The organism is Notoacmeibacter marinus, from assembly GCF_002238045.1.
In the GTDB taxonomy this organism is placed as follows: Bacteria; Pseudomonadota; Alphaproteobacteria; order Rhizobiales; family Rhizobiaceae; genus Notoacmeibacter; species Notoacmeibacter marinus.
This window is the reverse complement of sequence record NZ_NBYO01000002.1, coordinates 96,825-123,011: the sequence shown is the minus strand read 5'-3', so window position 1 is coordinate 123,011 and position 26,187 is coordinate 96,825. Positions and strand designations below refer to the sequence as shown.

19 protein-coding genes and 2 tRNA genes are annotated in these 26,187 nt (G+C 61.9%); 11 read left to right on the top strand and 10 right to left on the bottom strand.

All coding sequences use genetic code 11. The features are described from left to right. Positions 1–16: 16 nt before the first annotated feature. Entirely contained in the window at positions 17–886 is an 870-nt protein-coding gene (gene sseA / locus B7H23_RS08720) for a 3-mercaptopyruvate sulfurtransferase (RefSeq protein WP_094077067.1), read from the top strand. Beyond that, positions 883–1,473 (top strand): GNAT family N-acetyltransferase, encoded by a 591-nt coding sequence (locus tag B7H23_RS08715; protein ID WP_158215796.1) that lies wholly within the window; start codon positions 883–885, stop codon positions 1,471–1,473. The genes sseA and B7H23_RS08715 overlap by 4 nt, the downstream gene beginning before the upstream one ends. Here the strand turns inward: B7H23_RS08715 and B7H23_RS08710 are convergent. The 6 genes from B7H23_RS08710 to B7H23_RS08685 form a co-directional block, all read right to left on the bottom strand. Continuing rightward, positions 1,470–2,714 carry an SAM-dependent methyltransferase gene (locus tag B7H23_RS08710; RefSeq protein WP_094077065.1) on the bottom strand — a complete coding sequence of 415 codons (1,245 nt, stop codon included), beginning with the start codon at positions 2,712–2,714 and terminating at the stop codon, positions 1,470–1,472. The genes B7H23_RS08715 and B7H23_RS08710 overlap by 4 nt on opposite strands. Continuing rightward, on the bottom strand, positions 2,711–3,595 hold the full coding sequence (locus B7H23_RS08705) for a DUF1365 domain-containing protein (RefSeq protein WP_240535034.1): 885 nt from the start codon (positions 3,593–3,595) through the stop codon (positions 2,711–2,713). The genes B7H23_RS08710 and B7H23_RS08705 overlap by 4 nt, the downstream gene beginning before the upstream one ends. Next, entirely contained in the window at positions 3,592–4,992 is a 1,401-nt protein-coding gene (locus tag B7H23_RS08700) for an NAD(P)/FAD-dependent oxidoreductase (RefSeq protein WP_094077063.1), read from the bottom strand. The genes B7H23_RS08705 and B7H23_RS08700 overlap by 4 nt, the downstream gene beginning before the upstream one ends. Continuing rightward, a complete protein-coding gene (locus B7H23_RS08695) occupies positions 4,992–6,449 on the bottom strand; it encodes a cryptochrome/photolyase family protein (RefSeq protein ID WP_094077062.1) in 1,458 nt (485 codons plus the stop codon). Before B7H23_RS08695 ends, B7H23_RS08700 begins: the two co-directional genes overlap by 1 nt. 133 nt (positions 6,450–6,582) lie before the next feature. Next, positions 6,583–8,049 carry a mannitol dehydrogenase family protein gene (locus B7H23_RS08690; protein ID WP_094077061.1) on the bottom strand — a complete coding sequence of 489 codons (1,467 nt, stop codon included), beginning with the start codon at positions 8,047–8,049 and terminating at the stop codon, positions 6,583–6,585. Between the two features lie 379 nt (positions 8,050–8,428). After that, positions 8,429–8,503, bottom strand: a tRNA-Asn gene (locus B7H23_RS08685). A gap of 127 nt (positions 8,504–8,630) precedes the next feature. On the opposite strand from B7H23_RS08685, the gene B7H23_RS08680 reads away from it, so the two are divergent. Then, on the top strand, positions 8,631–8,918 hold the full coding sequence (locus tag B7H23_RS08680; RefSeq protein ID WP_094077060.1) for a PGPGW domain-containing protein: 288 nt from the start codon (positions 8,631–8,633) through the stop codon (positions 8,916–8,918). A gap of 105 nt (positions 8,919–9,023) precedes the next feature. Here the strand turns inward: B7H23_RS08680 and B7H23_RS08675 are convergent. Next, positions 9,024–9,097, bottom strand: a tRNA-Cys gene (locus B7H23_RS08675). Between the two features lie 254 nt (positions 9,098–9,351). Here B7H23_RS08675 and B7H23_RS08670 point away from each other — a divergent pair. The 4 genes from B7H23_RS08670 to B7H23_RS08655 all read left to right on the top strand — a co-directional run bounded on the left by B7H23_RS08670 (position 9,352) and on the right by B7H23_RS08655 (position 15,733). Continuing rightward, positions 9,352–10,008, top strand: a complete 657-nt coding sequence (locus tag B7H23_RS08670) for a protein-L-isoaspartate O-methyltransferase family protein (protein ID WP_094077675.1) — start codon at positions 9,352–9,354, stop codon at positions 10,006–10,008. Positions 10,009–10,125: 117 nt separating this feature from the next. After that, positions 10,126–11,535: a TolC family outer membrane protein gene (locus B7H23_RS08665; RefSeq protein WP_094077059.1), complete on the top strand. Its 1,410-nt coding sequence runs from the start codon at positions 10,126–10,128 to the stop codon at positions 11,533–11,535. Between the two features lie 136 nt (positions 11,536–11,671). Continuing rightward, on the top strand, positions 11,672–12,724 hold the full coding sequence (locus tag B7H23_RS16230; protein ID WP_240535033.1) for a PopZ family protein: 1,053 nt from the start codon (positions 11,672–11,674) through the stop codon (positions 12,722–12,724). A gap of 117 nt (positions 12,725–12,841) precedes the next feature. Then, positions 12,842–15,733, top strand: coding sequence for a valine--tRNA ligase (locus B7H23_RS08655; protein WP_094077058.1), 2,892 nt, complete (start codon positions 12,842–12,844; stop codon positions 15,731–15,733). Positions 15,734–15,739: 6 nt separating this feature from the next. On the opposite strand, the gene B7H23_RS08650 is transcribed toward B7H23_RS08655, so the two are convergent. After that, entirely contained in the window at positions 15,740–17,701 is a 1,962-nt protein-coding gene (locus B7H23_RS08650; RefSeq protein WP_158215795.1) for a transglycosylase domain-containing protein, read from the bottom strand. Between the two features lie 256 nt (positions 17,702–17,957). Here B7H23_RS08650 and B7H23_RS08645 point away from each other — a divergent pair, with 256 nt between their 5' ends. After that, entirely contained in the window at positions 17,958–18,755 is a 798-nt protein-coding gene (locus B7H23_RS08645) for a tetratricopeptide repeat protein (protein ID WP_094077056.1), read from the top strand. Between the two features lie 12 nt (positions 18,756–18,767). Here B7H23_RS08645 and xth read toward each other — a convergent pair whose 3' ends face one another. Next, positions 18,768–19,568, bottom strand: a complete 801-nt coding sequence (gene xth, locus B7H23_RS08640; protein WP_094077055.1) for an exodeoxyribonuclease III — start codon at positions 19,566–19,568, stop codon at positions 18,768–18,770. 69 nt (positions 19,569–19,637) lie between these two features. Then, positions 19,638–19,985: an iron-sulfur cluster insertion protein ErpA gene (gene erpA / locus B7H23_RS08635; RefSeq protein WP_094077054.1), complete on the bottom strand. Its 348-nt coding sequence runs from the start codon at positions 19,983–19,985 to the stop codon at positions 19,638–19,640. Positions 19,986–20,079: 94 nt separating this feature from the next. On the opposite strand from erpA, the gene B7H23_RS08630 reads away from it, so the two are divergent. The 3 genes from B7H23_RS08630 to B7H23_RS08620 all read left to right on the top strand — a co-directional run bounded on the left by B7H23_RS08630 (position 20,080) and on the right by B7H23_RS08620 (position 26,109). After that, positions 20,080–21,309, top strand: a complete 1,230-nt coding sequence (locus tag B7H23_RS08630) for a deoxyguanosinetriphosphate triphosphohydrolase (protein WP_094077673.1) — start codon at positions 20,080–20,082, stop codon at positions 21,307–21,309. Between the two features lie 66 nt (positions 21,310–21,375). Beyond that, positions 21,376–23,127 carry an arginine--tRNA ligase gene (gene argS, locus B7H23_RS08625; RefSeq protein ID WP_094077053.1) on the top strand — a complete coding sequence of 584 codons (1,752 nt, stop codon included), beginning with the start codon at positions 21,376–21,378 and terminating at the stop codon, positions 23,125–23,127. A 117-nt stretch (positions 23,128–23,244) separates the two neighbouring features. Further along, positions 23,245–26,109, top strand: coding sequence for an SPOR domain-containing protein (locus tag B7H23_RS08620; RefSeq protein ID WP_094077052.1), 2,865 nt, complete (start codon positions 23,245–23,247; stop codon positions 26,107–26,109). The last annotated feature ends 78 nt before the right edge of the window (positions 26,110–26,187 follow it).

Below are 26,187 nucleotides of genomic sequence, written 5' to 3'. Positions count from 1 at the left end.
GAAGGAAGATGCTTCGATGAGCGACGCCATGCCAATGCCGATCGTGCCCGCCGAATGGCTGGAGAAGCATCTGCACGATCCCGGCCTGTCGATCATCGATGCGTCCTGGTATCTTCCGGCACAGGGGCGCGATGCGGAAAAGGAATATGAGGAAGCGCACATTCCGCGCGCCGTCTTCTTCGATCAGGATCTGGTGGTCGAGCCGGGCGTCGATCTGCCGCACGCCATGCCATCGCCCAGCCATTTTGCCCAGCACCTCGGCTCCATGGGCATTTCGGTCCATGACAATATCGTCGTCTACGACGGACCCGGTTTCTTCTCCGCGCCGCGCGTCTGGTGGATGCTGCGAACCATGGGCGCGAAGAAAGTCGCCGTGCTGGCCGGTGGGCTGGATGGCTGGAAAAAGGACGGACGGCCCGTAACGGCCGAGCCGACAAAGACCGCCGGCTGCTATTTTGAAGCAGAGTTCGACACCGATACGGTCGTTCCGTTCGATGAGATGAAGCGGATCGCGACGTCGGGCAATGCGATCGTGGTCGATGCGCGTCCGGCCGGGCGTTTCACGGGTGAAGAACCGGAACCGCGAAAAGGCATGCGCTCGGGCCACATTCCCGGCTCGCTCAACGTGCCTTTCACCGAACTATCCAAGGATGGGCGGCTCAAAGACGTCGACGTGCTTCGTGCCCTGTTCTCTGAAGCGGGCGTGCCGAAGGACCGGCCGCTCGTTACCAGCTGCGGCTCCGGCGTCACAGCGGCTGCGCTGTTGCTGGCGCTCGAGGAGGCCGGATACGAGAATATTCGCCTTTACGACGGATCCTGGTCGGAATGGGGCGCGCGATCCGATACGGAAGTCGAGACAGGCCCTGCGCGTGGCGTGCAGAAGTGAGCACTGCGACGAGCGGCAAAAATGGGGAGTTGAAGGCCGTCTTCACCTGGCTGGAACTAGTTCAGCCGCCGGGGCACATGCCGCCCGCACCTCTGACAGGTCAGCTGGCGCTGATGCGCGTTCAGCAGATGCCGATCGCCTATTACCGGTTTCTCCTCGATCAGGTTGGGCACGACCATTACTGGGTGCAGAGAATGCGGCTGTCGGATGTCTCGATCCGAGCCATTCTTGACGCGCCGACCACACATATCTCTGTGCTCTATCTGGATGGTGCTCCAGCCGGTTTTTTCGAGATCGACAGCAAGCGCGACGGCGTCGCCCATATCGTTCATTTCGGGCTGATCGATCATGCTCAGGGCCGCAATCTATCGCCCTGGTTTCTGCATGCCGCCCTTAGTGCCGCCTGGGAGGAGGGGACCGAACGGGTCACGATCGGAACAACATCGCTCGATCATCCTGCCGCCCTGCGCCTCTACCAGCGCTTCGGCTTTGTGGTGACCGAGCGCTCGCATGGGACTATCAGACCGCTAAGCGCCCAAGAACGGTTGGAGACGTTGAACGGAACGCGTCCGTCCACTTCGCTCTAGGCCGGTTTGCGCAGCACGATCTGCCGCACATCGATATTCTCTTCGCGAAAGCCCGCTTCGCAATAGTAGAGATAAAACAGCCAGACCTTGCGGAACCGCTCATCGAAGCCGAGCGCGCGGACCTTCGGCCAGACCTCCTCGAACCGCTCACGCCACAAAGCCAGAGTGCGGGCGTAATCCTGCGGAAAACGCCTTTCGTTTTCGATGGTCAATCCGACCTCGGCTGCAAGATCGCGTAGATGGGTCGGGGTCGGCAACATGCCACCGGGAAAGACGTAGCGTTGAATGAAATCGGGATAGCGGCGGTAATCCTCAAAGGCATGTTCGGCGATGGTGATGATCTGGAGACCCGCCGTGCCGCCGGGCTTCAGCGTGCGGTCGAGCGTTTCGAAATAGGCGGGCCACCAGCGTTCGCCCACAGCTTCGAACATCTCGATCGAAGCGATGTGATCGTATTGGCCGGCTTCTTCACGATAGTCGCGGAAAACGATCTCGGTCCTGTCGGACACTCCCGCATCCGCCAGTCGCGCTTCGGCGTGGTCGTGCTGCTGCTGGCTGATCGTCAGACCGGTCACACGGCATCCGCGCTGCGCGGCGATCTCGGCGAAGCCGCCCCAGCCGCAACCGATCTCCAGAATGTGTTCGCCGGCTTCCGCGCCCATATCGTCCAGAAGAGCGGTATATTTGGCGTGTTGCGCCTCCTGCAGCGTTTCGGTGCCCTTGTGCCATAACGCTGCGGAATAGGTCATAGAAGGGTCGAGCCAAAGCCGGTAGAACGCATTGCCGAGATCGTAATGGGCGGCGATGTTGCGGCGCGATCCCTTCGGCGTATTGTCGTTCAGCCAGTGGCGGAATTTCTGAATGGCGTGGGAGAGCTTGCCGCTTGTGGTGGCGACCTCGTTCATCGTTTCGCCATTGGCAAGAAAAAGCCGCAGGAAACTCACGATATCGGGGCTATCCCAATCGCCGTCGATCCAGCTTTCGGCAACGCCGACCGTGCCATCGATAAAGGCGCGGCGTGCCAGCCGCCAGTTGTAGAGGTGCAGTTCGGCATTGGGTCCGGGTTGCGCGCCCTCGATGAAGATCTTGTGACCGTCCGGCAGCGTGGCGCGCAGCGAGCCGGCGCGTAGCTGCGACAGGCTGGCGAGCGATTTTCGTGCCGTCAGCGGAATATCGCGAAGTGTCTTGGGCAGTTCCATTCCGGGATGCAGTTGGATCTCGTGAAAGGTCGTATCGGTCATGCGGCGTTGCGCTCCCTGGATGATCTGGGGTGGGAGTGGGTATCGGCGTCGAACGGTTTGTCGATCGGGGCATGATCGTCGCGGCTCTGGTCGCCCGCTCCGAGGAATCGCACGCCCTTCAGCCACAGCCGGAAAGCTTCCCAGTGGATGGCCGCGTAAACCTTGAAGGGCAGGAACGGAATCGTGACGAGATAGCGCAGAAGCGTCGCGGTGGTGACGGGGCGGGCATGGCCGCTGAATGTGGCGTCGAAAAGCGGTTCGCCCTCTTCGGTTTCATGGATGCGCAGTTTCACACCCTTGCCGGGTGGCATGATGCGGAACCGGTAGGTCAGGTTCGGGCCGAGAAAGGGCGAGACATGCAGTCGCTTGTCGCCCGTCTGGCGGATACCGGCCTCGCTGATTTCGCCGTCTTTCACCGGAGCAAGGTAGGCGTGCCGGCCGCCGAATGTGTTGCGGACGTCGTAGACGAGCATTAATGGGACGTCGGCTTCATCGAGGGCGAACCAGACGCTGATCGGGTTGAAGACCCAGCCGAACATGCGCGGGTAGCAAAGCAGCAGCCAACGGGTCGGAAGAGGATCGTTCGGTCGGGTTTCACGATACCACTCATCGGCCTGGCGGCGCAGATTGTCCGCCCCGTCGCGCAGATGATCGCTTGCCCGGAAGCTCAGCAGCCCGGGCGCTTGGATTCCGAGAAGGGGCGACAGGTCGTTCGCTTCTTCCATCCGGTCGATATCGATCAACAACGAATAAACCGAATAGGTGAAGCGGTGCCCGACCGGTCGCAACCGCTGGTGCATGACCGGCCCGGCATAGAGCGTCGCTGCCGCCTTTGGCGGTGGCCCGTTTGCCGCTAAAGTGGAAGGGAGCCGCCGTTTCACTCTGCCGCCTCCGGCACGATGGCAAGGGCAGGGCCACGATCATTGTCGCCGTGCAACGTAAACGGCTTCAGTTCAGCGGGGAAAGGCAATTGCGCACCGAGGGCGGCCGCTACCCTCAGGCCGGAGCGTAGTCCGTCCTCATGGAAGCCGTAGCCGGTCCATGCGCCGGCCAGCCAGATGCCGTCCCGACCCTGGATCGCATCGAGCCGCTTCTGCGCCGCCATCGCCGCGGCGTCGAATTGCGGATGGTCGTAGGTCCACTCACCGTAAACTTTGGCCGGGTCCGGTTCGCCGACGGGATTGAGCGTGACGAACAGCGGAATCGACGAATCGATATTCTGCAAGCGATTCATCCAGTAGGTAACGGTGACGTCGCCAACCTTTTCGTCGCCGGAGGTGCGCTGGTAGTTCCATGCCGCCCAGGCGCGCTTTCGCTTCGGCATGAAAGACGGATCGGAATGGAGGATCACACGGTTGGACCGATAGGCGACCGCTTCGCAGACAGCTCGTCGCGCTTCGTTCGCATCTGCGTGGAGCATGGCCCTGGATTGATCGCTGTGGCTTGCCAGTACGACATGGTCGAATGTCTGTTCGAGCCGGTCGGTGCGTATGACGGGGCCGGCCATGGAGGCCGTGACAGACCGCACCCGCGCGCCCAGCACGACATCGCCGTCCCTACGAAGCGCTCCGAGAAGGCGATCGAGGTAATTGCGCGCGCCACCGCTGACAGTACGCCACTTCGGCCGGTCCATGGTGTTGAGCCGGTGATTGTGGAAGAAGGTCAGGAAGGCATCGGCGGGAAACGCCAGCATCGCATCGCGCGGGGTCGACCAGATCGCCGCGCTCATCGGGATCAAATAGTCGTCGCGGAAGGCGGTGCTGAAACCGTGACTATCCAGCCAGTCGCCCAGCGTCAGGCCCGATAGGGACGGTGAGCCGCGTTCTGCGGCCGACAATTCGTTGAACCGCTTCATGCCCCACAGCATACGCCAGAATCGTGGACGAACGATATTGCGCTTTTGCGCGATGGCCTGACGCCAGTCGTCCGAACCGGCCCATTCCAAATGGCCTCCATCGAGGGAAAGCGAGAAGCTCATCTCGCTTTCTTCTGTCGCAACATCGAGATGCTCGAAAAGGGCGGTCAGCAACGGATAGGTGAGGGTGTTGAAAACGATGAAACCCGTATCGACCGCGATGGAACGTTCACCAATGCAAACATCACGCGTCGCCGTATGTCCGCCGGGCCGGTCCTCGGCCTCGAAAAGGGTAACACTGGCATTCTTTCGCAATGCCCAGGCGCAGGACGCACCCGAAATGCCGGAACCGATGACCGCCACACGGGGCCTTGCGTCTTCGCCATTCCCGGAACGCGGGAATGCGGGGTCTACAAAATTCATCAATCGCCTTTCATGGCTTTGAATGCGTCGAGCGCCCGTTCGCGCGCCACGCTGTGGTCAACCATGGGACGGGGATAGTCGCTGCCGAGTTTCACACCGGCTTCAGAAAGAACGTCGTCCGGCGCTTCCCATGGCGCATGGATGAATTTGGCGGGTAGCGCGGCGAGTTCCGGAACGAAAGCACGCACATAGTTGCCTTCGGAATCGAATTTGCGCCCCTGGGTGACTGGGGCGAAGATGCGGAAGAAGGGCGCGGCGTCGGCGCCGGAGCCCGCCGTCCACTGCCAATTGAACGCATTGTTGGCGGGATCGAAATCGATCAGCGTATCGTGAAACCATTCCTCACCCCGCTTCCAGTGCACCATCAAATGCTTGGTGAGGAAACTGGCGACGATCATACGGACGCGGTTGTGCATCCAGCCGGTCTGCCAAAGCTGGCGCATACCCGCATCGACGATAGGGTAGCCGGTCCGGCCTTTCCGCCACGCGCGGAGCGGTGCGCCGTTCGGATCTTCATCCCAAGGGAAACGATCGAAGCGGCCATCGATATTGTCCCAGGTCATCTCCGGCCTGTTGGCCAGCAATTGCCAGGCGAATTCGCGAAAGACGATCTCGCGCTGAAAGGTCGTGACATCACGGCCAGTCTTTTGCGGCCCGACCGTCTCTATGGCGCGCCAGACCTGACGCGGCCCGATCTCGCCGAAAGCCAGATGCGGTGACAGGCGGGAGGTTCCCTGAACCGCAGGCCGATCCCGCCCGGTCGCGTAATCGTCGAGTGCGTCGGTCAGAAACCGTTCGAGGGATTTTTGCGCGCCGACCTCGCCAGGTTGCCAGTGAGGGGCAAACCCCGCCGCCCAATTCGGACTGGTGGGTAGAAATCCGTAGGTGGAAAGGTCGTCGCTTTGCGGCGGATCGAAAAAGTGGAAGGGACCGTCGTTCGCTTCTGGCTGGGCGTCCTGAATGACGGGAATGAGCTTCCGGGCAAAGGGGGAGAAGACACTATAGTGGCGGTCCGACGATGTCCGGATCGAAGACGGATCATGAAGCAGGAAGCCGTCATGACGCTCGAAAGCAATGTCGGATGCGGCGAGCGCGTCTGCCAATTCCTCATCGGCCTGCCGTCCCGCCGGATCGAAACGACGTGTGGCATGAACGTGGCGCGCACCCGTCTCGGCGATCAAAGCCTCAATGGCGGAAACCAGCCGCCCCGACCGCAGGACGAGCGCGCCGCCCTTGTTGGCGATGGCGGCCGACAGGGCCGCGAGAGAATGATGAAGCCACCAGCGGCTGGCGCCGCCGAGCGGCCGGAAGGCCGAGCCGCCTTCGGTTTCGTGGACGTAAACGCACAGAATGGGCGCGCCTGTTCGCTGAGCCGCCAAAAGCGCCTGATTGTCTTCCAGCCGAAGATCGTTACGGAAGAGAACCAGAACCGGAACGTCATTATCTGCTGCAGTCACGGTCCCCGCCCACGCTCATTGCCTTGCAGTCTGTTCTATTGCGCGAAGCGGCGGCTTCAATGATGCGAGGGGCAGCTTATGCGAATTGACGACAGGTCTGCGCCTGCATTCGGGACGGCGGAGGGTTCTTGCGTCAGCTGTCGAGATAGAAGGCAAGTGTGCGTTTGGTGCCGTCGCGCCATAAACGCGCCAGCCAATCGGCGAACAGTCTTCCGAACCGCTCGTCTTTGGCGAGATCGCCGTAGACATCCCTCATTCCAAGCCATGCGTCGGGGTTCGTCTTCGCCGTTTTTGCCGTTTCGGTGAGCCTGTCCCAGGCAGGATCGTTCGGCGCGACCGACGCACCGCTGTCCGTCTGCCCATAGCAATAGCGGCACCAGAGCGCGCTCTCCAGGGCAAGTCCGACCGGCGGCCGACCCCGGTCAAGGTTATCTACAATGGATGGGAGGATGAATTTTGGCTGGCGGTTCGAACCGTCGAAACAGAGCCGCCGAACGGTGTCGCCGATCTTGGGATTGGCGAAGCGGCGCTGCGTCAACCGGTGATAATCACCAAGATCGGTCTCCGGGACCGGCGGGACGACCGGGATGATTTCCTCTTCCTCGACCTTCGTCAGAAAGCGGCGAACCAGATCGTTCTGCATGGCCTCATGGACAAAATGAATGTCCATGAGCGCTGCCGAATAGGCGATGATGGCGTGGCCGCCATTCAGAATGCGGATCTTCATCGCCTCATAGGGGGTCACATCATCGACGAACTTTACGCCGACCGTTTCAAGGGCAGGGCGTCCATCGGCAAATTTGTCCTCAAGCACCCACTGACTGAATTCCTCACAAAATACGGGCCATGCGTCATCGATGCCGAAATGGTCGCGAACCAGCTTGCGTTCGCGTTCGCCGGTCGCGGGCGTGATGCGATCCACCATTGCGTTGGGAAAGGTCACATGCTCGTCAATCCAGTCGGCCAGTTCGCTATCGATCATACGCGCAAGGCCGGCTACCGCCTCCCGCGCGATCCGGCCATTATGCGGCAGGTTGTCGCAACTCATCACGGTGAACGCCTTCTGCCCCGCATTCCTCCGCGCTCTCAAGGCGCTGACGATAACGCCGAAGACGGTTTTCGGCGTGCTGTGGCTTCCGGCATCGGCAAGGATGGCCGGATGGCGCGAATCGAAATGGCCCGTTGCATCCAGAAAATAGCCGCCTTCGGTGATCGTCAGCGAAACGATCCGGATCGCGGGGTCGGCCAACCGGTCGATGATGGCCTGCGGATTCTCCGGCACGACGAACTCCACCATGGGGCCGGTAATGCGTAGGGTGGTGCTGTTTGCTTCCTGGGCGACGGTGGTCGACAGGAAATCCTGCTTTGCCAGCGCGTCGTGAACCTTGCTGTCGAACGCCATGAGCCCGGCCCCGCACAACGCCCAATCATGGTCCCGACCGGTTTCGAAAAGGCGGTCGAGATAGGCCGCCTGGTGAGCCCGGTGAAAATTTCCGACGCCGATATGCAAAATGCCGGGTTTCAGCGCCGATCTGTCGTAGGAAGGAACGCTTGCACATCCGATATGCGGCAGGGCGGACATATTCAGGCGAACGGCCATGGGAGATCCTCGAAAAAATTCTGACGTGCCGGATCAGGCCGTCATTCCAGTCGCGATTGATCGGGCGGGAACGGGCGGTCCTTGGAATGAACGGCCGGGGCGCGGATGCCATGGAGCGGGGCGGCAGGCCTTCCAGCTCGCTTCGATCTGCTCTTCACGGCAACCTCCTCCATTCGCCGCTTCAAACGTCGGTCCACAGCCAGGCATGGTCTCCTTCTGGCCACGCCTGCCGAACGGCACCGGACTGCATCCACCAGTTCTTTTACACGAGTAAAAGTTTCTCGCAAGCTGGAGGTGAGCGCCGTGCGACCTGCGGACGCGGATGGACGCCGCGCGAATGGCGGTATCGGCGGTCCCAGAACGGATAATGAAAGGAAAGTGGCTCCCCGGGCCGGATTCGAACCAGCGACCAACCGGTTAACAGCCGGTTGCTCTACCACTGAGCTACCGGGGAACAGCGGCTCAAGCGAAGCGGCCTATAGCAGAGCCGTTTCCAGCTTGCCAAGCCGCCCTGATAAAAAATCTCCGCGTAACCTATATGGTTTTAAACCTTATCGCCCTCGATCTGCGGCCGCGACGCCATGAAAGACGCATCAAAAACAACGCCTCGGCCATTGTTTTCCCTGTTCGGCCGAAGCTTTTCGACTCCGCGCTCGAAGCCCGGGCGACTGGTTTTAGGCTGGGCGTTAATCGCCGCCGGCACGGTCGGTTTTCTCCCCGTGGTCGGATTCTGGATGATCCCGCTCGGGTTGGGGGTTCTTTCGATCGATATTCCGCTGGCCAGGCGCTGGCGCCGGCGTTTCATATCCTGGGTAGGACGACGCTGGCCGAACGCGATCGGAAGCGGCTCGTCTTCCGGAAAGGATTGAGGGCGAGCGGCTTCGCCTCAAGGCTATGGAAGGCGCGATCGGCCCAAGCTACGCGCACGCGGCTTGATGGCCGTTCGGTTTACGTCGCCATGTCTCGGAAACGAATGGAGGCCTCGCCCGGAATCGAACCGGGGTGCAAGGATTTGCAGTCCTCTGCGTAACCACTCCGCCACGAGGCCGATAACGTGAGAAAGATCGCGCTATCCCAAAGACTTGGCCCCTCAAAATGTTGAGCGATAGCCCTCGTCTTCAGCGCGCTCTCAATATCCGTTGCGGTTCGATCCCGTCAAGCCCTCATTCCATCCGGCATCGGAGGTTCCGGTGCGGTGGCCCCCGTCCATCATTCGACGGGCGCATGCCTTGCAGCCCGGGACCCTAATTGCTATCGACCGGATCGACTATCGGCCGACCTGCCGACGCAATGGGGATGACGATGAGCCAGGTTTTTTCCGACCTTCGCCGCAAGATGGTTGACGGACAGTTGAGAACGACCGACGTGACGGCGCTGCCGGTCCTGGAAGCGTTCCTGTCCGTGCCGCGAGAAGAGTTCGTGCCGACGCGCCTGCGCGATCTGTCCTATATTGACGAGGATCTCGAAGTGGCGCCGTCGCGCTATCTCATCGAGCCGGGGCCGCTGGCAAAGATGGTCCAGCTGGCGGAAGTTCGGCCCGGCGATGTGGCCCTCGACCTCTGCTGCGCGACCGGCTACTCCACCGCCATTCTAGCGTCTATCGCGTCCAGCGTCATTGCCATCGAGTCGGACGAGGAACTGGCCGAATCGGCAACCGAACGGCTTTCCGCCCTCGGCCATGACAATGTCGCCGTACTGCACGGCAATCCGGAAAATGGCTGCGAGGATGAAGCGCCCTTCGACGTGATCCTCATTGGCGGGTCGGTGGATTACGTGCCGGAAACGCTTCTCCAGCAGCTCAAGCCGGGAGGCCGTTTGGTAACGGTGGAAGGTCACGGTAATGCCGCGAACGCGGTGCTCTATGTCGGCGGTCGCGGCGTTGGCGGCGGCCGCACCGCTTTTAATTGCGCCGTCAAACCAGTGCCGGGTTTTCGTCGCCAACCAGGCTTTGTCTTTTAGGACACACCGAAAAAGGGATCGGCATGTCGGCGCTTCCACTCGAACCTTCGTCGCTGGACGCCGACAAGTCATGACCTTTACCAAGACGTAAAAGACCGCCTCGAACGGAATGAGTCCGTGTTGAACAACACTGTCCGAATCTTCAGCCTATCCTGCATTCTGGCCCTGTCCGCAGCTCCCGCTAGCGCGGAGACCATTCTCGGCGCCATGGCGACGGCCTATGGCTACAATGCCGATCTCAACAGCGCACGAGCCGGGGTGCGCGTCGCCGACGAAAACGTTCCCATTGCCAAGGGCGGAATGCGGCCGCGGATTTCAGCGACGAGCACCGCCGCGGGCACGTCGGTTCGACGCGACTTCGATAATGATCTCGGCGTCAGTACACGGACGGATACCGGTTCTCTGTCGATCGATTTCGGCGTGAAGATCGATCAGACGCTTTTCGATGGCTTTCAGACACGCAATAATGTCGCGGCCGCCAAATCGAACGTCTTTGCCAGTCAGGCCAGCCTGACGAACACCGAACAGAATACGCTCTTCAACGCCGGCACCGTTTATATGGACGTGCTGCGCGACCGCCAGCTCGTAACGCTTCGCTCGCGTAATCTTCAGTTCCTGCAGGAGCAGGTGCGCAGTGCGCGGGCTCGCTTCGATGTCGGTGAATCAACGCGGACCGATGTGTCCCAGGCGCAGGCTTCTCTTTCTCAGGCCCAGGCCGCGCTTTATCTCGCGCGATCCAATCTGGCGGTCAGCGAAGCCACTTACCGGCAGATCGTCGGGCGGACCCCTGGCGAGTTGAAGCCGACGGCTCCGCTGACACGAAAGCTGCCGGGCTCGTTGAGCACAGCCATCGCCATCGCGCTCAACAACCATCCGGCAATCAAGGCCAATCGGCATCTCGTCGACTCGGCAAGCTTTACCGTCAAGGCGCGTGAGGGCGCCTTCCTGCCGCAGGTCGGTGCTTCGGCCTCGCTGACGCAGGAGTTTGCCAACATCGATGTGCAGAATGCGCCGGGAAGCTCCGGCGATCGCGATACGCTGACCGGCACGATCGGTGCGACGGTGACGGTACCCATTTATCAAGGTGGCGTGGCGTCCGCGCAAACGCGTCAGGCCAAGGAGCAGTTGGGCCAGGCGCGCATCAATGTCGATGTGACGATCGATCAGGTTCGAGCCAATGCCATCGCGGCTTGGAATCAGTATGTCGCTGCGCGCGAAGCCATATCCGCCGGGCTCGACCTTATCTCTGCACAGACCCTGGCGCTGAACGGCGTCGTCGAGGAGCGCAATGTCGGGCAACGCACAACGCTCGACGTGTTGGACGCGCAATCGGCGCTTATTACCGCGCAGGTCACGCAGGTCAGCGCCGAACGGGATGCGGTTGTCGCGTCGCTCGGCATTCTGTCGGCGACCGGCCAGCTGACCGCCGAAGGGCTCGGCCTTGGGGTCAAGCGGCACGATCCGGACGAGCATCTGAACGCCGTCAAGGACGCCTGGTACGGATTGCGGACGCCGGACGGCCGCTAACGCCGCCACGCCGATAGCTGTGAATCCCGGACCGCAAAGCGGTCGAGGGGATTCTCATCCAACCGACCCTCGGCTAGGCTCCATGCGATTCGTATTGCCGACAGACCGGATGATTATCCGGGGAGAGGGCGGAGTGATGTCGCAGGCGAGCGGTGCCGCACGAGAGACGTCGATGGACGAAATTCTGGCGTCCATCCGAAAAATTATCGAAGAATCGGATGCTGCGGCTTCGGCGGCCGAGGCCGAAGGTGCGCATCCTTCGAGGCCATCCGGATCAATCGATCTTGCCTTCGATCCATCCGATCTGGATGAGGACGACGCGGATGATGCGATCGCCGGCTTTCCGACGGTTCTGGATGCCGACGATCAGATCGACGATGAAATCGTCGCTGCCGGTGAAGCGGAGCTCAATGCGTTTCGCGAGGCGATCAGCGACCGAGGGCCGGCAGGGGCGTCCGGTCGGTCCAATGGCGGTGCCGAGACCGCCGCACCCGCGAGCGCGGCGCCCCGCAAACCTTCGACGGCGAACAGTCGCGGGCCGCTAAGCCTCGCCGACATTCAGGCGAAGCTGTCTTCGCAAGCAGACGATCTCGATGCCGGCACCATTGCCGTACAATCGTCAGAGAACGGTTTCGGCCCTGATGAAGAAGTCGCCGACGATCCTGACGAAGAAGTCGCCGACGATAAGGTGACGGTCGACACAATGGACGAAACCCCGCCCGTAGAGCCTTTGGCCGATGTCGACGCCGTTGGCGAGACCGCTCCGCCGGAAGCCGAAGAGCCTGCCTTACAAGCTCCGCGGAGCGAAGCACCAGCAACCGCCGCTTCTCACTCAATGCCTTCGGAAGACAGGTTTCGCGCTGTTGCGGAGAAACTGGAACGCCGCCCGCTTGGCGCACAACCTCCGGCGGCATCGCTAGTGTCCACCGAAGACGACGCAGCCGATCCCGTTTCGTCGAGCAACGCATCCGGTCTTGCGCCGATCGTTTCACGCGAGGCCGGCAAAGCCGTCGCCGATTCGTTCGGTCAGTTGAAGGACGCGTTTTTCGCCAGCCGCCAGCGCGATTTCGATCAGATGGCCGAGGAGATGCTGCGCCCCATGCTGCAGGACTGGCTTGACAACAATCTTCCCACCCTGGTCGAACGTCTCGTCAAAGAAGAGATCGAACGAATCGCCCAGGGCGGCTGAACGCCGGGCGGCTATATGTCCGCCTCGGTCATGAGCCGGGAGAGCGCTGTGTCGTCCGGTTGACTTCCCCGCGCGCGGTCGCGATATGCATGGGCTCCCTCAACGGACCCCAAGACCATGCTGGACAAGACCTACGACGCTGCCGCCATCGAACCGAAAATCGCCGCCCGCTGGGACGAAGCCGAGGCCTTCGCGGCCGGTGCAGGCGCAAAGGGCGGCGCGGACCCCTATTGCATTGTCATTCCGCCACCGAATGTGACGGGCTCGCTGCATATGGGCCACGCACTCAACAACACGCTGCAGGACGTTCTGGTCCGCTGGCGGCGCATGCTGGGCGACAATGTGCTCTGGCAGCCGGGCATGGACCATGCAGGTATCGCCACGCAGATGGTCGTGGAGCGACAGCTGGCCGAGCGGGGCGAGCCCGGTCGCCGTGAAATGGGTCGCGACGCTTTCATTGAGCGTGTCTGGCAGTGGAAGGACGAATCCGGCGGCGCGATTTTCAACCAGCTGAAACGCCTGGGCGCGTCCTGCGACTGGAGCCGCGAACGGTTCACCATGGACGAGGGGCTGTCCGAGGCCGTGCTGGAGGTCTTCGTGCGGCTTTACGATGACGGGCTGATCTATCGCGGCAAGCGGCTGGTCAATTGGGATCCGACCTTCGAAACGGCTATCTCCGACCTCGAGGTCGAGAATCGCGAAGTCGACGGCCATATGTGGCACTTCAAATACCCGCTCGCGGACGGTGCGACTTACGAATATGTGGAGAAGGACGAGGACGGCAACGAGACCCTTCGCGAGACCCGCGACTATATCTCGATTGCGACGACCCGGCCGGAAACGATGCTGGGCGACGGCGCGGTTGCTGTTCATCCATCGGATGAGCGTTATGCCTCAATTGTTGGCAAGTTATGCGAAATCCCTGTCGGCCCGAAAGAGCATCGCCGGCTGATCCCGATCATTACGGATGATTATCCCGATCCGAAATTCGGCTCCGGCGCGGTCAAGATCACGGGTGCGCACGATTTCAACGATTACGGTGTCGCGCAGCGAAATGGAATCCCCCTTTATCGCCTGATGGACGAAAAGGCGCAGATGCGCGCCGATGGCGAACCCTATGCCGAGGAAGCGGCCAAGGCGATGGCGATCGTCAAGTCCGATGAAACGCCCGATGTTGTAATAGTAGACGCCATCAACCTCGTGCCGGACGAACTGCGCGGTCTGGACCGTTACGAGGCGCGCCGGCGGGTTGTGGAGGCGATCAACGCGGACGGTCTGGCCGTCATGACGCTGGACGAGGACGGCAACGCGCACCCCTTCGTCGAAAGCAAGAAAATCATGCAGCCCTTCGGCGACCGGTCAGGCGACGTTATCGAACCGATGCTGACGGACCAGTGGTTCGCCGACGCAAAGACGCTTGCCGAGCCGGCTATCGCGTCCGTCCGCGAAGGGCGCACAAATTTTGTGCCGAAGAACTGGGAAAACACCTATTTCGCCTGGATGGAGAATATCGAGCCCTGGTGCATTTCGCGCCAGCTCTGGTGGGGGCATCGCATTCCAGCCTGGTACGGACCGGACGGGCAGGTCTTCGTGCGCAAGACCGAAGAAGAAGCGCTCGGCGCTGCTGTTCAGCATTACCTTGCCCATGAAGGGCCGTGGAAAGCGTTCGTCGAAGAGAAGCTGGAAAATATGGAGCCGGGCGATCTTCTGACGCGCGATCCGGACGTTCTGGACACTTGGTTTTCCTCCGCGCTCTGGCCCTTCTCGACGCTGGGCTGGCCTGAAAACACCGAAGCGCTCAAGACCTGGTATCCGACCAATGCGCTGGTCACCGGCTTCGATATCATCTTCTTCTGGGTTGCCCGGATGATGATGATGGGCATCCATTTTATGGACGAAGAGCCGTTCGAGACGGTCTATGTCCATGCGCTGGTTCGCGACAAGCGCGGCCAGAAGATGAGCAAGTCCAAAGGCAACGTCATTGATCCGCTTAAGCTGATCGACGAGTATGGCGCCGATGCGCTGCGCTTCACGCTGGCGATCATGGCGGCGCAGGGCCGCGATGTGAAGCTCGACGAGCAGCGCATTGCCGGCTACCGCAATTTCGGCACCAAGCTCTGGAATGCGGTGCGCTTTGCCGGCATGAACGGCGCCGTGCATGGCGGCGTTTTCGATCCTTCTTCGGCCGGCCATCAACTCAATCGCTGGATTCTGACCGAACTGTCGCGGACCATCGATGAGGTGAATGCGGCGTTGCGGGACTACCGCTTCAATGAGGCGGCCGGCGCTCTCTATCGCTTTGTCTGGAACCAGCTCTGCGACTGGTATCTCGAACTGCTGAAACCGATCTTCAATGGCGAGGACGAAGGGGCGAAAGCCGAAGCGCGATCATGTCTCGGCTACGTTCTGGACCAGTCTTTCGCGATGCTGCATCCCTTCATGCCGTTCCTGACCGAGGAGCTTTGGGCCGGTACGGCAGAGCGCGACGCCATGCTGTGCCATACGGCCTGGCCGACGGCTGACGTGAAAGATCGAACGGCGGCGGCCGAAATCAACTGGCTGATCGACACGATCACCGCCATTCGCTCGCTGCGGGCAGAGATGAACGTTCCGGCGGCGGCGAAGGCACCGCTCGTCCTGGTTGGGGGTTCCGACGAAACGCATGAGCGCATCGCCCGCCATCGCGCGGCCGTGCAGCGACTGGCCCGCATCGAGAACATCACTCATGCAGACACGGCGCCACCACAATCGGCGCAGGTCATTGTAGGCGATTCCACCTTGTGCCTGCCGCTCGGCGATCTGATCGACGTCGATGCCGAAACGGCCCGGTTGGAGAAATCGCTGAAGGGGGTTCAAGGCGATCTTAGCCGCAGCGAGAAGAAGCTGGGCAATGAGAAGTTCATCGCCAAAGCCGACCCGGAAGTGGTCGAGGCCGAACGCGAAAAGGCCATGGAACTTTCCCAGCAGGTGAGCCGTCTCGAAATGGCGCTCGCCAATCTTCGTGGCTGATCTGGCTCAGCCCGGGGCCGCGGCCTCAGCGTCTGTCCCGTTGCGGGCTGGCTGATCGCATGGCAGGGGCAGGGGCGTTTTGCCCTGGTGAAGCGTCGCCATCATATTGGCGAAGATAAGCGCTGGCAGGCCGCCACCCGTGATTGCCTGGCGCGGCGCGCTTTTTTCTGCGCCAAGCCAGACGACCGCGACATATCGCCCCGTATAACCGGCAAACCAGGCATCGCGGCCGTTCTGGCTGGTGCCGGTCTTGCCGGCCATGGGATGGGCGAAAGCGGCGCGCCGACCGCTTCCGCCGACCGACACGACATCTTTCAACCCTTTTTCCAAAGTGCAACGCGCATTGCGATCGGCAAGCACCGACGGAGCCGCCGAAGGCCCCAGATCGTGGTGAAAGATCGTCCGGCCGTCCATGCTGCGCGCATACCATATCGCATAGGGATCGACCGTATGACCCCCATTGGCGAGCGCGGCGTACCAGCGTGCGATGTCGAGGGGCGAAACCGAGCCCGTTCCAAGAACGGCGCTGGGCTGGTCCGGCAGATGTCCGCTGACGCCCAACTGCGTCATCGTTTCCTTGAAGCAGTCCGCATAGTCGAACCAAAGCGCCACAGCCGGCGGGTTGCGCGACAGAGCCAATGCGCGCGCCATGGTGATCCCACCGAGATAGCGGCCGTCATTGTTGCGTGGCGTCCAGCCATTGCGAAATTCCCGCGCCGTGTCGGCCACCTGGGTGTTCAGTGTCTTCCCGTCAGCAAAGGCACACAGGTAGATGAAAGGTTTGATGGTGGAGCCGGGCGAGCGGCGCCCCTCTGACAACACGTTGAAGCCACCGCTGTCGCCATAGGATTGTGCAGCGGACATGGCGGCGATCGCGCCATCGGGCCGCAGAATGACCACGGCAGCATCGTCATAGGCGCGATCGGTGCGGCGGGCGCGCTCCAGCAGGCGCGCAACAGCCCGCTCTGCATAAAGCTGCGCCTCCGGCTCGATGGTCGTGGAGACGACCATCGGTTTCTGGCGTTGCTGCAATGAAGTCGGCAGGCCGAGGCCGAGTGCGAAATCGCGCGCTCGCGACATGTGCATGGACCAGCTGAGCTGGCCGCGCCTCCGGTCGAGCTGTAGCGCGGCGTTCGTCGCTTCCGAAGCGGTAAGAAAGCCGCGTTCCCGCATTGCGGCAATCAGATCGCGGGCTTCCGCTTCCAGCCTTTTGCGACCGCGACCCGGATTGGCGCGTGAGGGCGCACGCACGCTCAATGCCAGTAGAGCCGTTTCGCCCGTATTGATCGTACCGCTCTGCCGGGGCCAGACCGTACTACGCCCGAAATAGGTACGCGCGGCCGCTTCGATGCCATAGGCGCCCTGTCCGAAGAAGATATTGTTCAGATACATCGCAAGGATCTCGTCCTTGCTGAACATCGTTTCCAGCCGCAGCGCGATGAGAAGCTCGCGGAACTTGCGCAGATAGTCGCGATCATTGGTCAAAATGAGGTTCTTCACCAGTTGTTGCGTGATGGTGGAACCGCCCCCGCCATTCTCGCCAGAACCGAAAGCCACCCGCGTTTCCTGTGCGATTGCGCGAGCAAGAGCGAGCGGATTGAAACCGGGATGAACCTCGAACCACCTGTCCTCCGCCGTCAGAAACGCCTCGCGCACGGTTTCGGAAATCTGCTGGGGTTGAAGGTGAAGCGGTGCGACGAGCTGGACATCCTGTGCACGGATCCCCTCAGAGCCGGGCCTGACATAAGCCCAGGACGAATAGGCGCGATGATGCAGGGATGCCCGGTCGTAATCGCCGGCCACGCTCATGGAAGCCAGCCAGACACCGGCGCAGGCAACAAGCGCCGTACCCAGAAGAAACAGCCCGGCCAGCCCATCGCCTATTCGTGACAGGAAACGACGAATGGTGCCTGCTCCTTCGCTCGGTTCGCCCGGACCGCGATCGTCCGGCTCGCATAGCGCCCACATTGAGGTTCGCCATGATGGCGTCAAGATGTCCGTCGCCGTTCCGGCCGGCTCGCCCGGCTGTGTGAAATGTGCAACAGATGCAACCCCGCGCATGCCCGGCGGGTAGCCAGGCGGACAAAGTGCCCGGAAGCCGCCACAAACCCGTTACAGATGAGAAGGACCACCGACGCGAGGGCGCGGTATCGGTGTCTTTAAGACAATGGCGACCGGTTCGTGAGACGATCCGGTCGGACGAAGGGGCAAGGAAGAGGGCGCGATGAGACGTTTGGCACGCTCATCATCATGGTGCATTCGTTTGGCGCTGCTGAGTGCGGCGGCCGGCGCAATGTCCACGACCGGCGTATCGGCCGTGGACCTGGCCCAGCGCAGCCCGGATCCGTGGTCTCAGTTTCGCAGCGGGTATCAGCTTTACAGCGACGGCGACAAGGATGGCGCGCTTGCGGCCTATGCAAAGGCAGCCGAGGACGGACATGCCGGCGCCCGCTGGAAGGTCGCCCGCATGTACGCCGATGGCGACGGTATAGCCCGGGACGACTACCGCGCCTTCAAGATGTTTCAGAAGATCGTGGAACACGGCGTCACGCCTGGTTCCCAGGAAGAAATCTTCGTTTCCGATGCGCTGGTCGCGCTCGCCCGCTACTATCGCACCGGCATCGCCGAAACGGATGTGCGCGCCAATTCCGATGCGGCCATGGACCTCTATGTCCGTGCCGCTTCCGTTTACGGCAACACGCAGGCGCAGTTCGAGATCGGACACATGCTTCTCGACGAGCACCGCAATCTGCGCCGCGCCGCGCGCTGGCTGCAGCTCGCTTCGGGCAAGGGCCATGTCGGGGCGCAGGCCCTGCTGGGGGACCTGCTTTTCCAAAAGGGCCGCACCGTCGAAGGCCTGGCTCTGCTGACGACTGCGCTCGACCGGGCGAGTGAAGGAGATCGGGGCTGGATTCGACAGCGACAGGAGCAGGCGTTCGGCCTGGCGTCGGAAGCAGAAAGGCGGCTAGCTTACGAAATGAGCCGTCACCAGCTCGGTGAAGTGGTTGTCAGCGCACAGTAAAACGCTCGCGGCCTAGGATTCGACCCTGAGATTGACCGCGGCCGGTACGTGGTCGGATGGCTTTTCCCACCCACGGACATGTTTTTCGATATCGGCGGATAACAGACGATCCGCCGCTTCCGGCGAAAGAAGGAGATGGTCGATGCGGATGCCATTGTTCTTCGGCCATGCGCCGGCCTGATAATCCCAGAATGTAAAAAGCCCTTCCGATCCATCGCAGGCCCGGATCGCATCGGTGAGGCCCAGCGCTAGCAACCGGCGGAAGGCGGCGCGGCTTTCCGGTTGGAAAAGCGCGTCGCCTGCCCAGTTTTCGGGGTGGCAGGCATCGCGCGGCTCCGGAATGACATTGTAGTCGCCCGCAAGAACCAGCATTTCTTCCAGCGCCAGCCGCTCCTGCGACCAACGATGCAGGCGCTCCATCCAGCGCAGCTTGTAGCCCCATTTTCGGTCTTCGCCGACAGGATTGCCGTTCGGCAGATAGAGTGAGACGACCCGCAGCGGCCCGGCGTCGGTTTCCCAAACCCCTTCGATGAAGCGCGCCTGCTCGTCGGGCTCGCCCTTTTCTTCGCCCGGTAGGCCGCGATTGACCTCCGACGGCGGTATCTTCGAAATCAGCGCAACTCCGTTGAAGCCCTTCTGACCGTGGGTCTCGACGTGCCAGCCCTTCTCCTCGAAGGCGGCGCGGGGAAAGGGTTCGTCCTGGCTCTTGATCTCCTGAAGACCGACAATGTCCGGCTGGCTTTCATCAAGCCAGGCGAGCAGTACCTCAATGCGCGCCTTGATGCCGTTGATATTGAAGGTTGCGATCTTCATGCCGTTCCGTCCCCGCATCCGATGCCAAGGAGGTAACGGGGCGCAGCGACGAGGTAAAGCGAAAGCGTATCAGATCGAGAAGGACGTGCCGCAGCCGCAGGAAGCGACCGCATTGGGGTTGTCGATCTGAAAGGCCTGGCCGATCAGATCGTCGACGAAGTCGATCTTCGAGCCGGCCATGTAAACCATGGACAGATCGTCAATAAACACCTTGGCGCCGTCGCGTTCGAAGACCTTGTCATCGTCCTGCTGCGAATCGGTCAGATCGATCGTGTAGGAGAAACCGGAACAGCCGCCACCCTCGACCGTGACGCGCAGGCCGATCTTGTCGTCGGAACCGGCCACGACCTTGCTGATCCGCTTGGCCGCGCTCTCGGTAATTGTAATGGTTTTGTCGGGACGGTCGATCGCGTTCATGCCGAACTCGCCTTTGTCTGATTTCCTGACAGAGGTAAGAAGCAATCAGGCGAACGTCAACGCATGGGCGGCGGGTGCGCCGGAAAGAGCGGATATGGAAACGGATCAATCACCGGCGCTGTCCGGTATCGGTTTCGGCTACAGGCCGCGTGCGCCATGGGCTTGCGATCCCGGGAAGAGTCGGGGTCGACTGATCGAAGAGCCTGCCAGCGCGACGCGTACGCCATTTCAGCGCGACCGCGACCGAATCATTCATTCCACGGCCTTTCGGCGGCTCAAGCTGAAGACGCAGGTCTTCATTAGCGACGATGGCGATCATTACCGGACGCGGCTGACCCATACGATCGAGGTTGCGCAGATCGCGCGGGCCATCGCCCGGGCACTCGAGGCGGATGAGGATCTCGCCGAAGCGGTCGCGCTTTGTCACGATTTCGGCCACACGCCGTTCGGCCATGCCGGTGAAGATGCGCTCGACCGTCTGATGCAGCCATTCGGGGGCTTCGACCACAACGCGCAGTCTCTGCGGGTCGTGACCAAGCTGGAGCGTCGCTATGCCGGTTTCGATGGGCTGAACCTCAGCTGGGAAACGCTGGACGGGCTGGTCAAGCACAATGGCCCGCTGACAGGCTCTGGCGCGGAGGCGTCGGGTGAGGTTCCGGCCTATTTTCTGGAGTTCGATGCGCTGTTTCCCCTCGAATTGTCGCAATGGTGCGGTATCGAGGGGCAGGCGGCCGCCATCGCCGACGACGTGGCTTACAACACACATGATATCGATGACGGCATCCGGGCCGGGCTGTTCACGCTGGATGAGCTTGCGGAAGCTGTGCCCTTCGTTGCGCAGACACTGGCCGAAGTGCGCGGGCGCTGGCCAGATCTGAAATTTTCGCGCCTCACCCATGAATTCCAACGCCGTCAGATCACGGCGATGGTCGAAGACGTCATCGGTGGCGCTCGCCGAATTCTGGAGCGCGAACAGCCGAAAAGCGCCACTGCGATCCGAGAACGAGGGGCGCAGACCGTCGGCTTTTCACCGGCGATGAAGGAAACCGACCTGCATTTGAAGGCGTTCCTGTTCGATCGCATGTATCGATCACCGGCGATCATGGCCTTTCGCGAGATGGCCGACCGGACGGTCACGCAGCTTTTCGAACGCTATCTGACCGATCCGGCGTCCTTGCCGTCCGAATGGCGACGCAAGGCGGTCATGGGCGGGAACGAAGCGCGCGCAGCCCGCATTGTCGCCGATTTCATCGCAGGCATGACGGACAGCTATGCCCGCAAAGAATGCGCCCGCCTGTTTGACGGGTCCGAACCGATCGGCTAGGCGGCGGGCCGATGGGCAAGGTTCGGGATCGCTGGCCGGACGCCCTTTTGACAATGAGATGAATCCATGAATCTATTCGCCGACTTCGCAAAGCGAATCCGTTCGGTCGTGCAAGTCATTGACCTGAAAGACAAAAACGGCAATGCGCCAGACCTTTCGCGCATGACGGTCGAGCCGCCGCGCGATCCCTCGCATGGCGATCTCGCCACCAATGTGGCCATGGTGCTGGCCAAGCCGCTCGGCATGAAGCCGCGCGATCTGGCGCAGTCCATCGCAGATGAACTGGCGAAGGATGACGATGTGGCTTCGGTCGATGTGGCGGGCCCCGGCTTCATCAATCTGCGGCTGGCGGATGGCTTCTGGCACGACCAGCTCCGTACCATGCTCGACGCTGGCGACACTTATGGACAGTCGACGCTCGGGGCCGGGCGCGCGACCAATGTGGAATATGTCTCGGCCAATCCGACCGGCCCGTTGCATGTCGGCCATTGCCGGGGGGCGGTCGTCGGCGATGCGCTGGCGCAGCTTCTGGCGTTTGCCGGCTACGACGTCACGCGCGAATATTACGTCAACGACGCCGGCGGGCAGGTCGACGTTCTGGGCCGCTCGGTTCTTCTGCGCTATCGCGAGGCGCTCGGCGAGACCATTGAGATTCCCGAAGGGCTCTATCCGGGCGATTATCTCGTTCCAGTTGGTAAGTCGCTTGCCGAGGAACATGGCGACGCATTGCTAAAAATGAGCGAACGGGAAGCCCTGTCGATCGCCAAGGACAAGGCCGTCGTCATGATGATGGACATCATCCGCGACGATCTGGCGGCGTTGAACATTGGCCATGACGTCTTCTTTTCCGAACGCACCCTACATGGCAGCAATGGCGGCAGGATCCGCGCGGCGGTGGACGATCTGCGGGAAAAGGGGTTCGTCTACACCGGCACGTTGCCGCCCCCAAAGGGCCAACTGCCGGACGACTGGGAGGATCGCGAGCAGGTCTTGTTCCGCTCGACCGAAGTAGGCGACGATATCGACCGGCCGCTGGTCAAGAGCGACGGATCCTATACCTATTTCGCGGCCGACGTCGCCTATATGGGCGACAAGTTCGAGCGCGGATTCGAGAAACTCATCTTCGTCCTCGGCGCCGATCACGGCGGCTATGTCAAGCGGATGGAAGCGTTGGCGCGCGCGGTTTCGGACAAGATCGACATCGACGTTCTTCTCTGTCAGCTCGTCAAACTCTATCGCGACGGCGAGCCGGTACGCATGGGCAAGCGGACGGGCAATTTCGTCACCCTTCGCGAGGTGGTCAACGAGGTGGGCGTCGACGCCGTGCGCTTCATGATGCTCTATCGCAAGGCCGATGCGCCGCTCGATTTCGATTTTGCCAAGGTGACCGAGCAGAGCAAGGACAATCCGGTCTTCTACGTGCAGTACGCTTCGGCGCGCGCCCATTCGATTATCCGGCAGGCCATCGAGGCGTTCGGCCCTGAAGTGGCGATGGTGGATGGAATCGGCGAGGGTGCCGATGCGCTGGACGACGAGGGCGAACTGGCTCTCATTCGCAAGCTGGCCGAATGGCCGCGCCTCGTCGAATCGGCTGCCAGCGCGATGGAGCCGCACCGGGTCGCTTTTTACCTCTACGATCTGGCGAGCGCCTTTCACGGCCATTACAATCGCGGCACGGACCATGCACAGTTACGGTTCGTTAAGCATGATGATGCAGTGTTGACGCGAGCCAGATTGGGTCTGGTGATGGCTGTACGGAACGTTCTTTCGGCAGGTCTTGCGATCATCGGGGCTTCGGCGCCGGAGGAAATGCGCTAGCTCTGTCAAGGCGGCTGTGCCGATCTGTCACCATTTGCCCACATTGCGTTGCTATCCGGCCACAGTGGGGCCGGATGCCTGCAGCGCTCCGAGCAAGTATGGTGTGCGGAGAACAATATGTCAGCCAATTCGCAGAAGAAGCCCGTCGGTCGCGACTTCTCAATCTCGGATGACGATCCGCTCGCCGAGCTTACTCGCATAATCGGACTGGACGCCTCGCCCCAACAGGGCGAGCCGGAAGCCGAATCGCTCGACGCCAGTCTCGCCGACATGCTCGATCCGTCCTTGGGTGACGATCTGGATACGGTGCCGCACGCCGAAAGCGATGCCGCGCCCGAACCATGGGAAGCCGGGCCGATCCATCAGCCCGACGAAACGACCGCCGATTTTTCAGCGGACACACCATCCGACGATCTTTCCATCGATTTGACTGAGCTCGATACTCTCGATCTGGACCATTCCCTTGATGAGATGCGGGCAGACGAGGTTCCGGCCGTCGACGAGGTCGTGTCGGTCGATGGCGCTGCTGCGATGGATGTCGATTATCCGGTTGAGGCTGCCCAAACGGAACCGGTCGATGCCGATTCCGAGGACGTCTTCATCAGATCGCTCGACCAGGATTTTCTGAAGCACAGCGAGCCGGCTGATGCTGCGCCGGCTGCCGATACGCTTTTCGACGATGCCGAATTGGCCGCTATCATGGGGAGTGACGGCTCCACCGCCGAGCCTCCGATCGCGGCTGAAGAGACCGCCGATGGGGCCGGCCTTTCGGCTGACGATCTGGTTGCCGATGAGGGGCTTGCCGCGTTTGGCCTGGCGGAAGAAGGCGGTTCGACCACCGACCCGGATGAACTGGATATCGAACTCGATGCGTCGGATCTCGCAATGGCCGAATTCGACGAAGACAGCTTTTTCGAGACCGTCCAGGCGAGGGAAGAGCCAGTGCAACCTGCGCCGGAAGCGTCTGCCGATCTGGATGAAGACAGCTTTGTCGACGCATTCGATGCCGCGTTGATGGAGGATTTCCGCACCGATGATGGCTTACCTGCCGAGACGGTGGAAGCTGATCGCGATGCCGTGATCGAAACCGGGTCTGTCGATGACGCCATTATTCTGCGGGAACCAGTCGCTGAGGCGGCGGACGACGTGCCGCTGTCGGCGGACGAAGCGGATCTTCTGCAAGAAGAGGCGGCGCTACTCGATGAAACCGGCGAGCTGACAGACATTCTGGACGGCGCCGATGAGGCGCGCATCCCCGATTTTGCCGACGCCGCGCCGGTCGAAGCGCCGACCGAGCCTTTCGAAGCGGCGGCGTCACCGTCTGAGGGCGAAACGTTTGCCGATCCGTCCGTCGTGGCTGCTGCTGTTCCCGCCGCGCCGGAATGGTCGGGCGGCTATGAGACCGCCCCCGACTTGTCCGACGATCTGGCGGTAGAGCCCGAGGTGGATTTTGCGCATGCCGGCGACCCCGATGTCCCTGATATTGAAACTCGCGTCTATGATGAGATGACCGTTCCGATGACCGATGCTCTCGACATTCCCGACATCTCCGACAGCGATACCGATGGGGCAAGCGGCTATCAGGAAGACGCCCTGGCCGATGAATTCGCCGATATTCTCAGGGCCGAAGGCATGTCCGCACACGCTCCGCAGCCCGATTCGGCGGTTGCCGCGTCCTATGGTGGTGATGCGGTAGCGGATGATGCGTGGGAGGACCCGTCCTTCGGCACTGCTGGGGAACCGGATTACATGTCCGATCCATCCTTCGATGTGAGCCAGTTGTCTCCCGCCGAACCCCCGGCGGATTTTGGCGCCGATACCGACAGGGACGATGTCCGGGTCGGCTTTCTTCCGCCCGAACGCGGATCATCCTTGTCGCGCTACGCACTCTATGGCGGCGCCGCGCTCTTGGCGCTGCTTGTCGCGGGCGGTGGTTATGTCTTCTTCTCCGGCGATGGGGGCGACGGTGAAGTGGCGATCATTCGTGCCGATTCCGAACCGTTGAAAGTTCGACCCGCCGATACGCAGTCCGCGGCGGCCGGACCGAAGGAGAACGAGGTTTACGAAACGGTCGAAGGCCGGACCGGCAACCAGCCGCAACAGAACGAACTGGTCGATACGACGGAAAAACCCCTCGAAATCGCCGGCAAGGACGAAACGCGCATCGCCGCGAACGATACCGACTCGGAAACACCGGTTCGCCGCGATGTGGTGTCGATCGAGCCGCGCAAGGTTCGCACCTTCATCGTCAAGCCGGACGGCTCGATCGTTCCCCGGGGTTCGTCGGATAGCACGGCTGCCGTTGCCGCCACCGGGACGACCATAGCATCCGCCGACGGAGCCGGCGCAACGCAACCGGCGAATGCCTCGACGGAGGCGCTTCGTCCCGGTCGGGTCGATCCGGCCGCAGCGACGCCGATCGGCGGAGCCGGCAATGCCGATGCCACCGGCGTGGACCCGAACGATCTGGCTTTGGCGCCGGCAAGTGGCGATCCCGCAACTGCCGCCCTTGCGGCCAGCGCAACGGAAGCCGCAGCTACCGCAGCTGTTGAGAGCGATCCGGAGACCGCTTCCATAGCCGAGCAGATCGTTGATATTCCGCTGCCGCTGTCGCGTCCCAATGTCGGTCGCGTGGCTCCGCAGCAGACAGCTGTTGCTCCCGTCACGGCAACGACCGCCGCGCCGGCGACGCCGACGCCGACGCCAAGCGGTGCTTCAACCACCGCGACCGCAGCGACTCCACCGGCGTGGGTTCAGATCTCCTCACATCCGACGCGCGAGGCGGCGCAGGTGAGCTACCGGGCCATGAGTCAGCGCTACAACTCGCTTCTGGCGGGGCGTGGCGTGAACATCGTGCCGGCCGAAATTTCCGGAAGGGGCACCTTTTACCGCGTCAACATCTCCGCATCGAGCTTTGCCGACGCCACCGCGCTTTGCGGCCAAATCAAGAGCGCCGGCGGCGATTGCCTGGCGCGGCGGTAAGCCGTCTCGTGACTAGGCCGTGACGCAGAAGCTGGGACGACGTGCAGCGCTTGGCATGATCGCCTCGGGCGCCGGAAC

What these genes read in the sequence shown, in the direction of transcription:
- erpA (WP_094077054.1), bottom strand. Translation starts at nt 19,985, where the DNA reads ATGAACGCGATCGACCGTCCCGACAAAACCATTACAATTACCGAGAGC.
- B7H23_RS08710 (WP_094077065.1), bottom strand. Translation starts at nt 2,714, where the DNA reads ATGACCGATACGACCTTTCACGAGATCCAACTGCATCCCGGAATGGAA.
- B7H23_RS16230 (WP_240535033.1), top strand. Translation starts at nt 11,672, where the DNA reads ATGTCGCAGGCGAGCGGTGCCGCACGAGAGACGTCGATGGACGAAATT.
- argS (WP_094077053.1), top strand. Translation starts at nt 21,376, where the DNA reads ATGAATCTATTCGCCGACTTCGCAAAGCGAATCCGTTCGGTCGTGCAA.
- B7H23_RS08655 (WP_094077058.1), top strand. Translation starts at nt 12,842, where the DNA reads ATGCTGGACAAGACCTACGACGCTGCCGCCATCGAACCGAAAATCGCC.
- B7H23_RS08645 (WP_094077056.1), top strand. Translation starts at nt 17,958, where the DNA reads ATGAGACGTTTGGCACGCTCATCATCATGGTGCATTCGTTTGGCGCTG.
- B7H23_RS08670 (WP_094077675.1), top strand. Translation starts at nt 9,352, where the DNA reads ATGAGCCAGGTTTTTTCCGACCTTCGCCGCAAGATGGTTGACGGACAG.
- B7H23_RS08690 (WP_094077061.1), bottom strand. Translation starts at nt 8,049, where the DNA reads ATGGCCGTTCGCCTGAATATGTCCGCCCTGCCGCATATCGGATGTGCA.
- B7H23_RS08620 (WP_094077052.1), top strand. Translation starts at nt 23,245, where the DNA reads ATGTCAGCCAATTCGCAGAAGAAGCCCGTCGGTCGCGACTTCTCAATC.
- xth (WP_094077055.1), bottom strand. Translation starts at nt 19,568, where the DNA reads ATGAAGATCGCAACCTTCAATATCAACGGCATCAAGGCGCGCATTGAG.
- sseA (WP_094077067.1), top strand. Translation starts at nt 17, where the DNA reads ATGAGCGACGCCATGCCAATGCCGATCGTGCCCGCCGAATGGCTGGAG.
- B7H23_RS08680 (WP_094077060.1), top strand. Translation starts at nt 8,631, where the DNA reads ATGAAAGACGCATCAAAAACAACGCCTCGGCCATTGTTTTCCCTGTTC.
- B7H23_RS08630 (WP_094077673.1), top strand. Translation starts at nt 20,080, where the DNA reads ATGGAAACGGATCAATCACCGGCGCTGTCCGGTATCGGTTTCGGCTAC.
- B7H23_RS08700 (WP_094077063.1), bottom strand. Translation starts at nt 4,992, where the DNA reads ATGAATTTTGTAGACCCCGCATTCCCGCGTTCCGGGAATGGCGAAGAC.
- B7H23_RS08650 (WP_158215795.1), bottom strand. Translation starts at nt 17,701, where the DNA reads ATGTGGGCGCTATGCGAGCCGGACGATCGCGGTCCGGGCGAACCGAGC.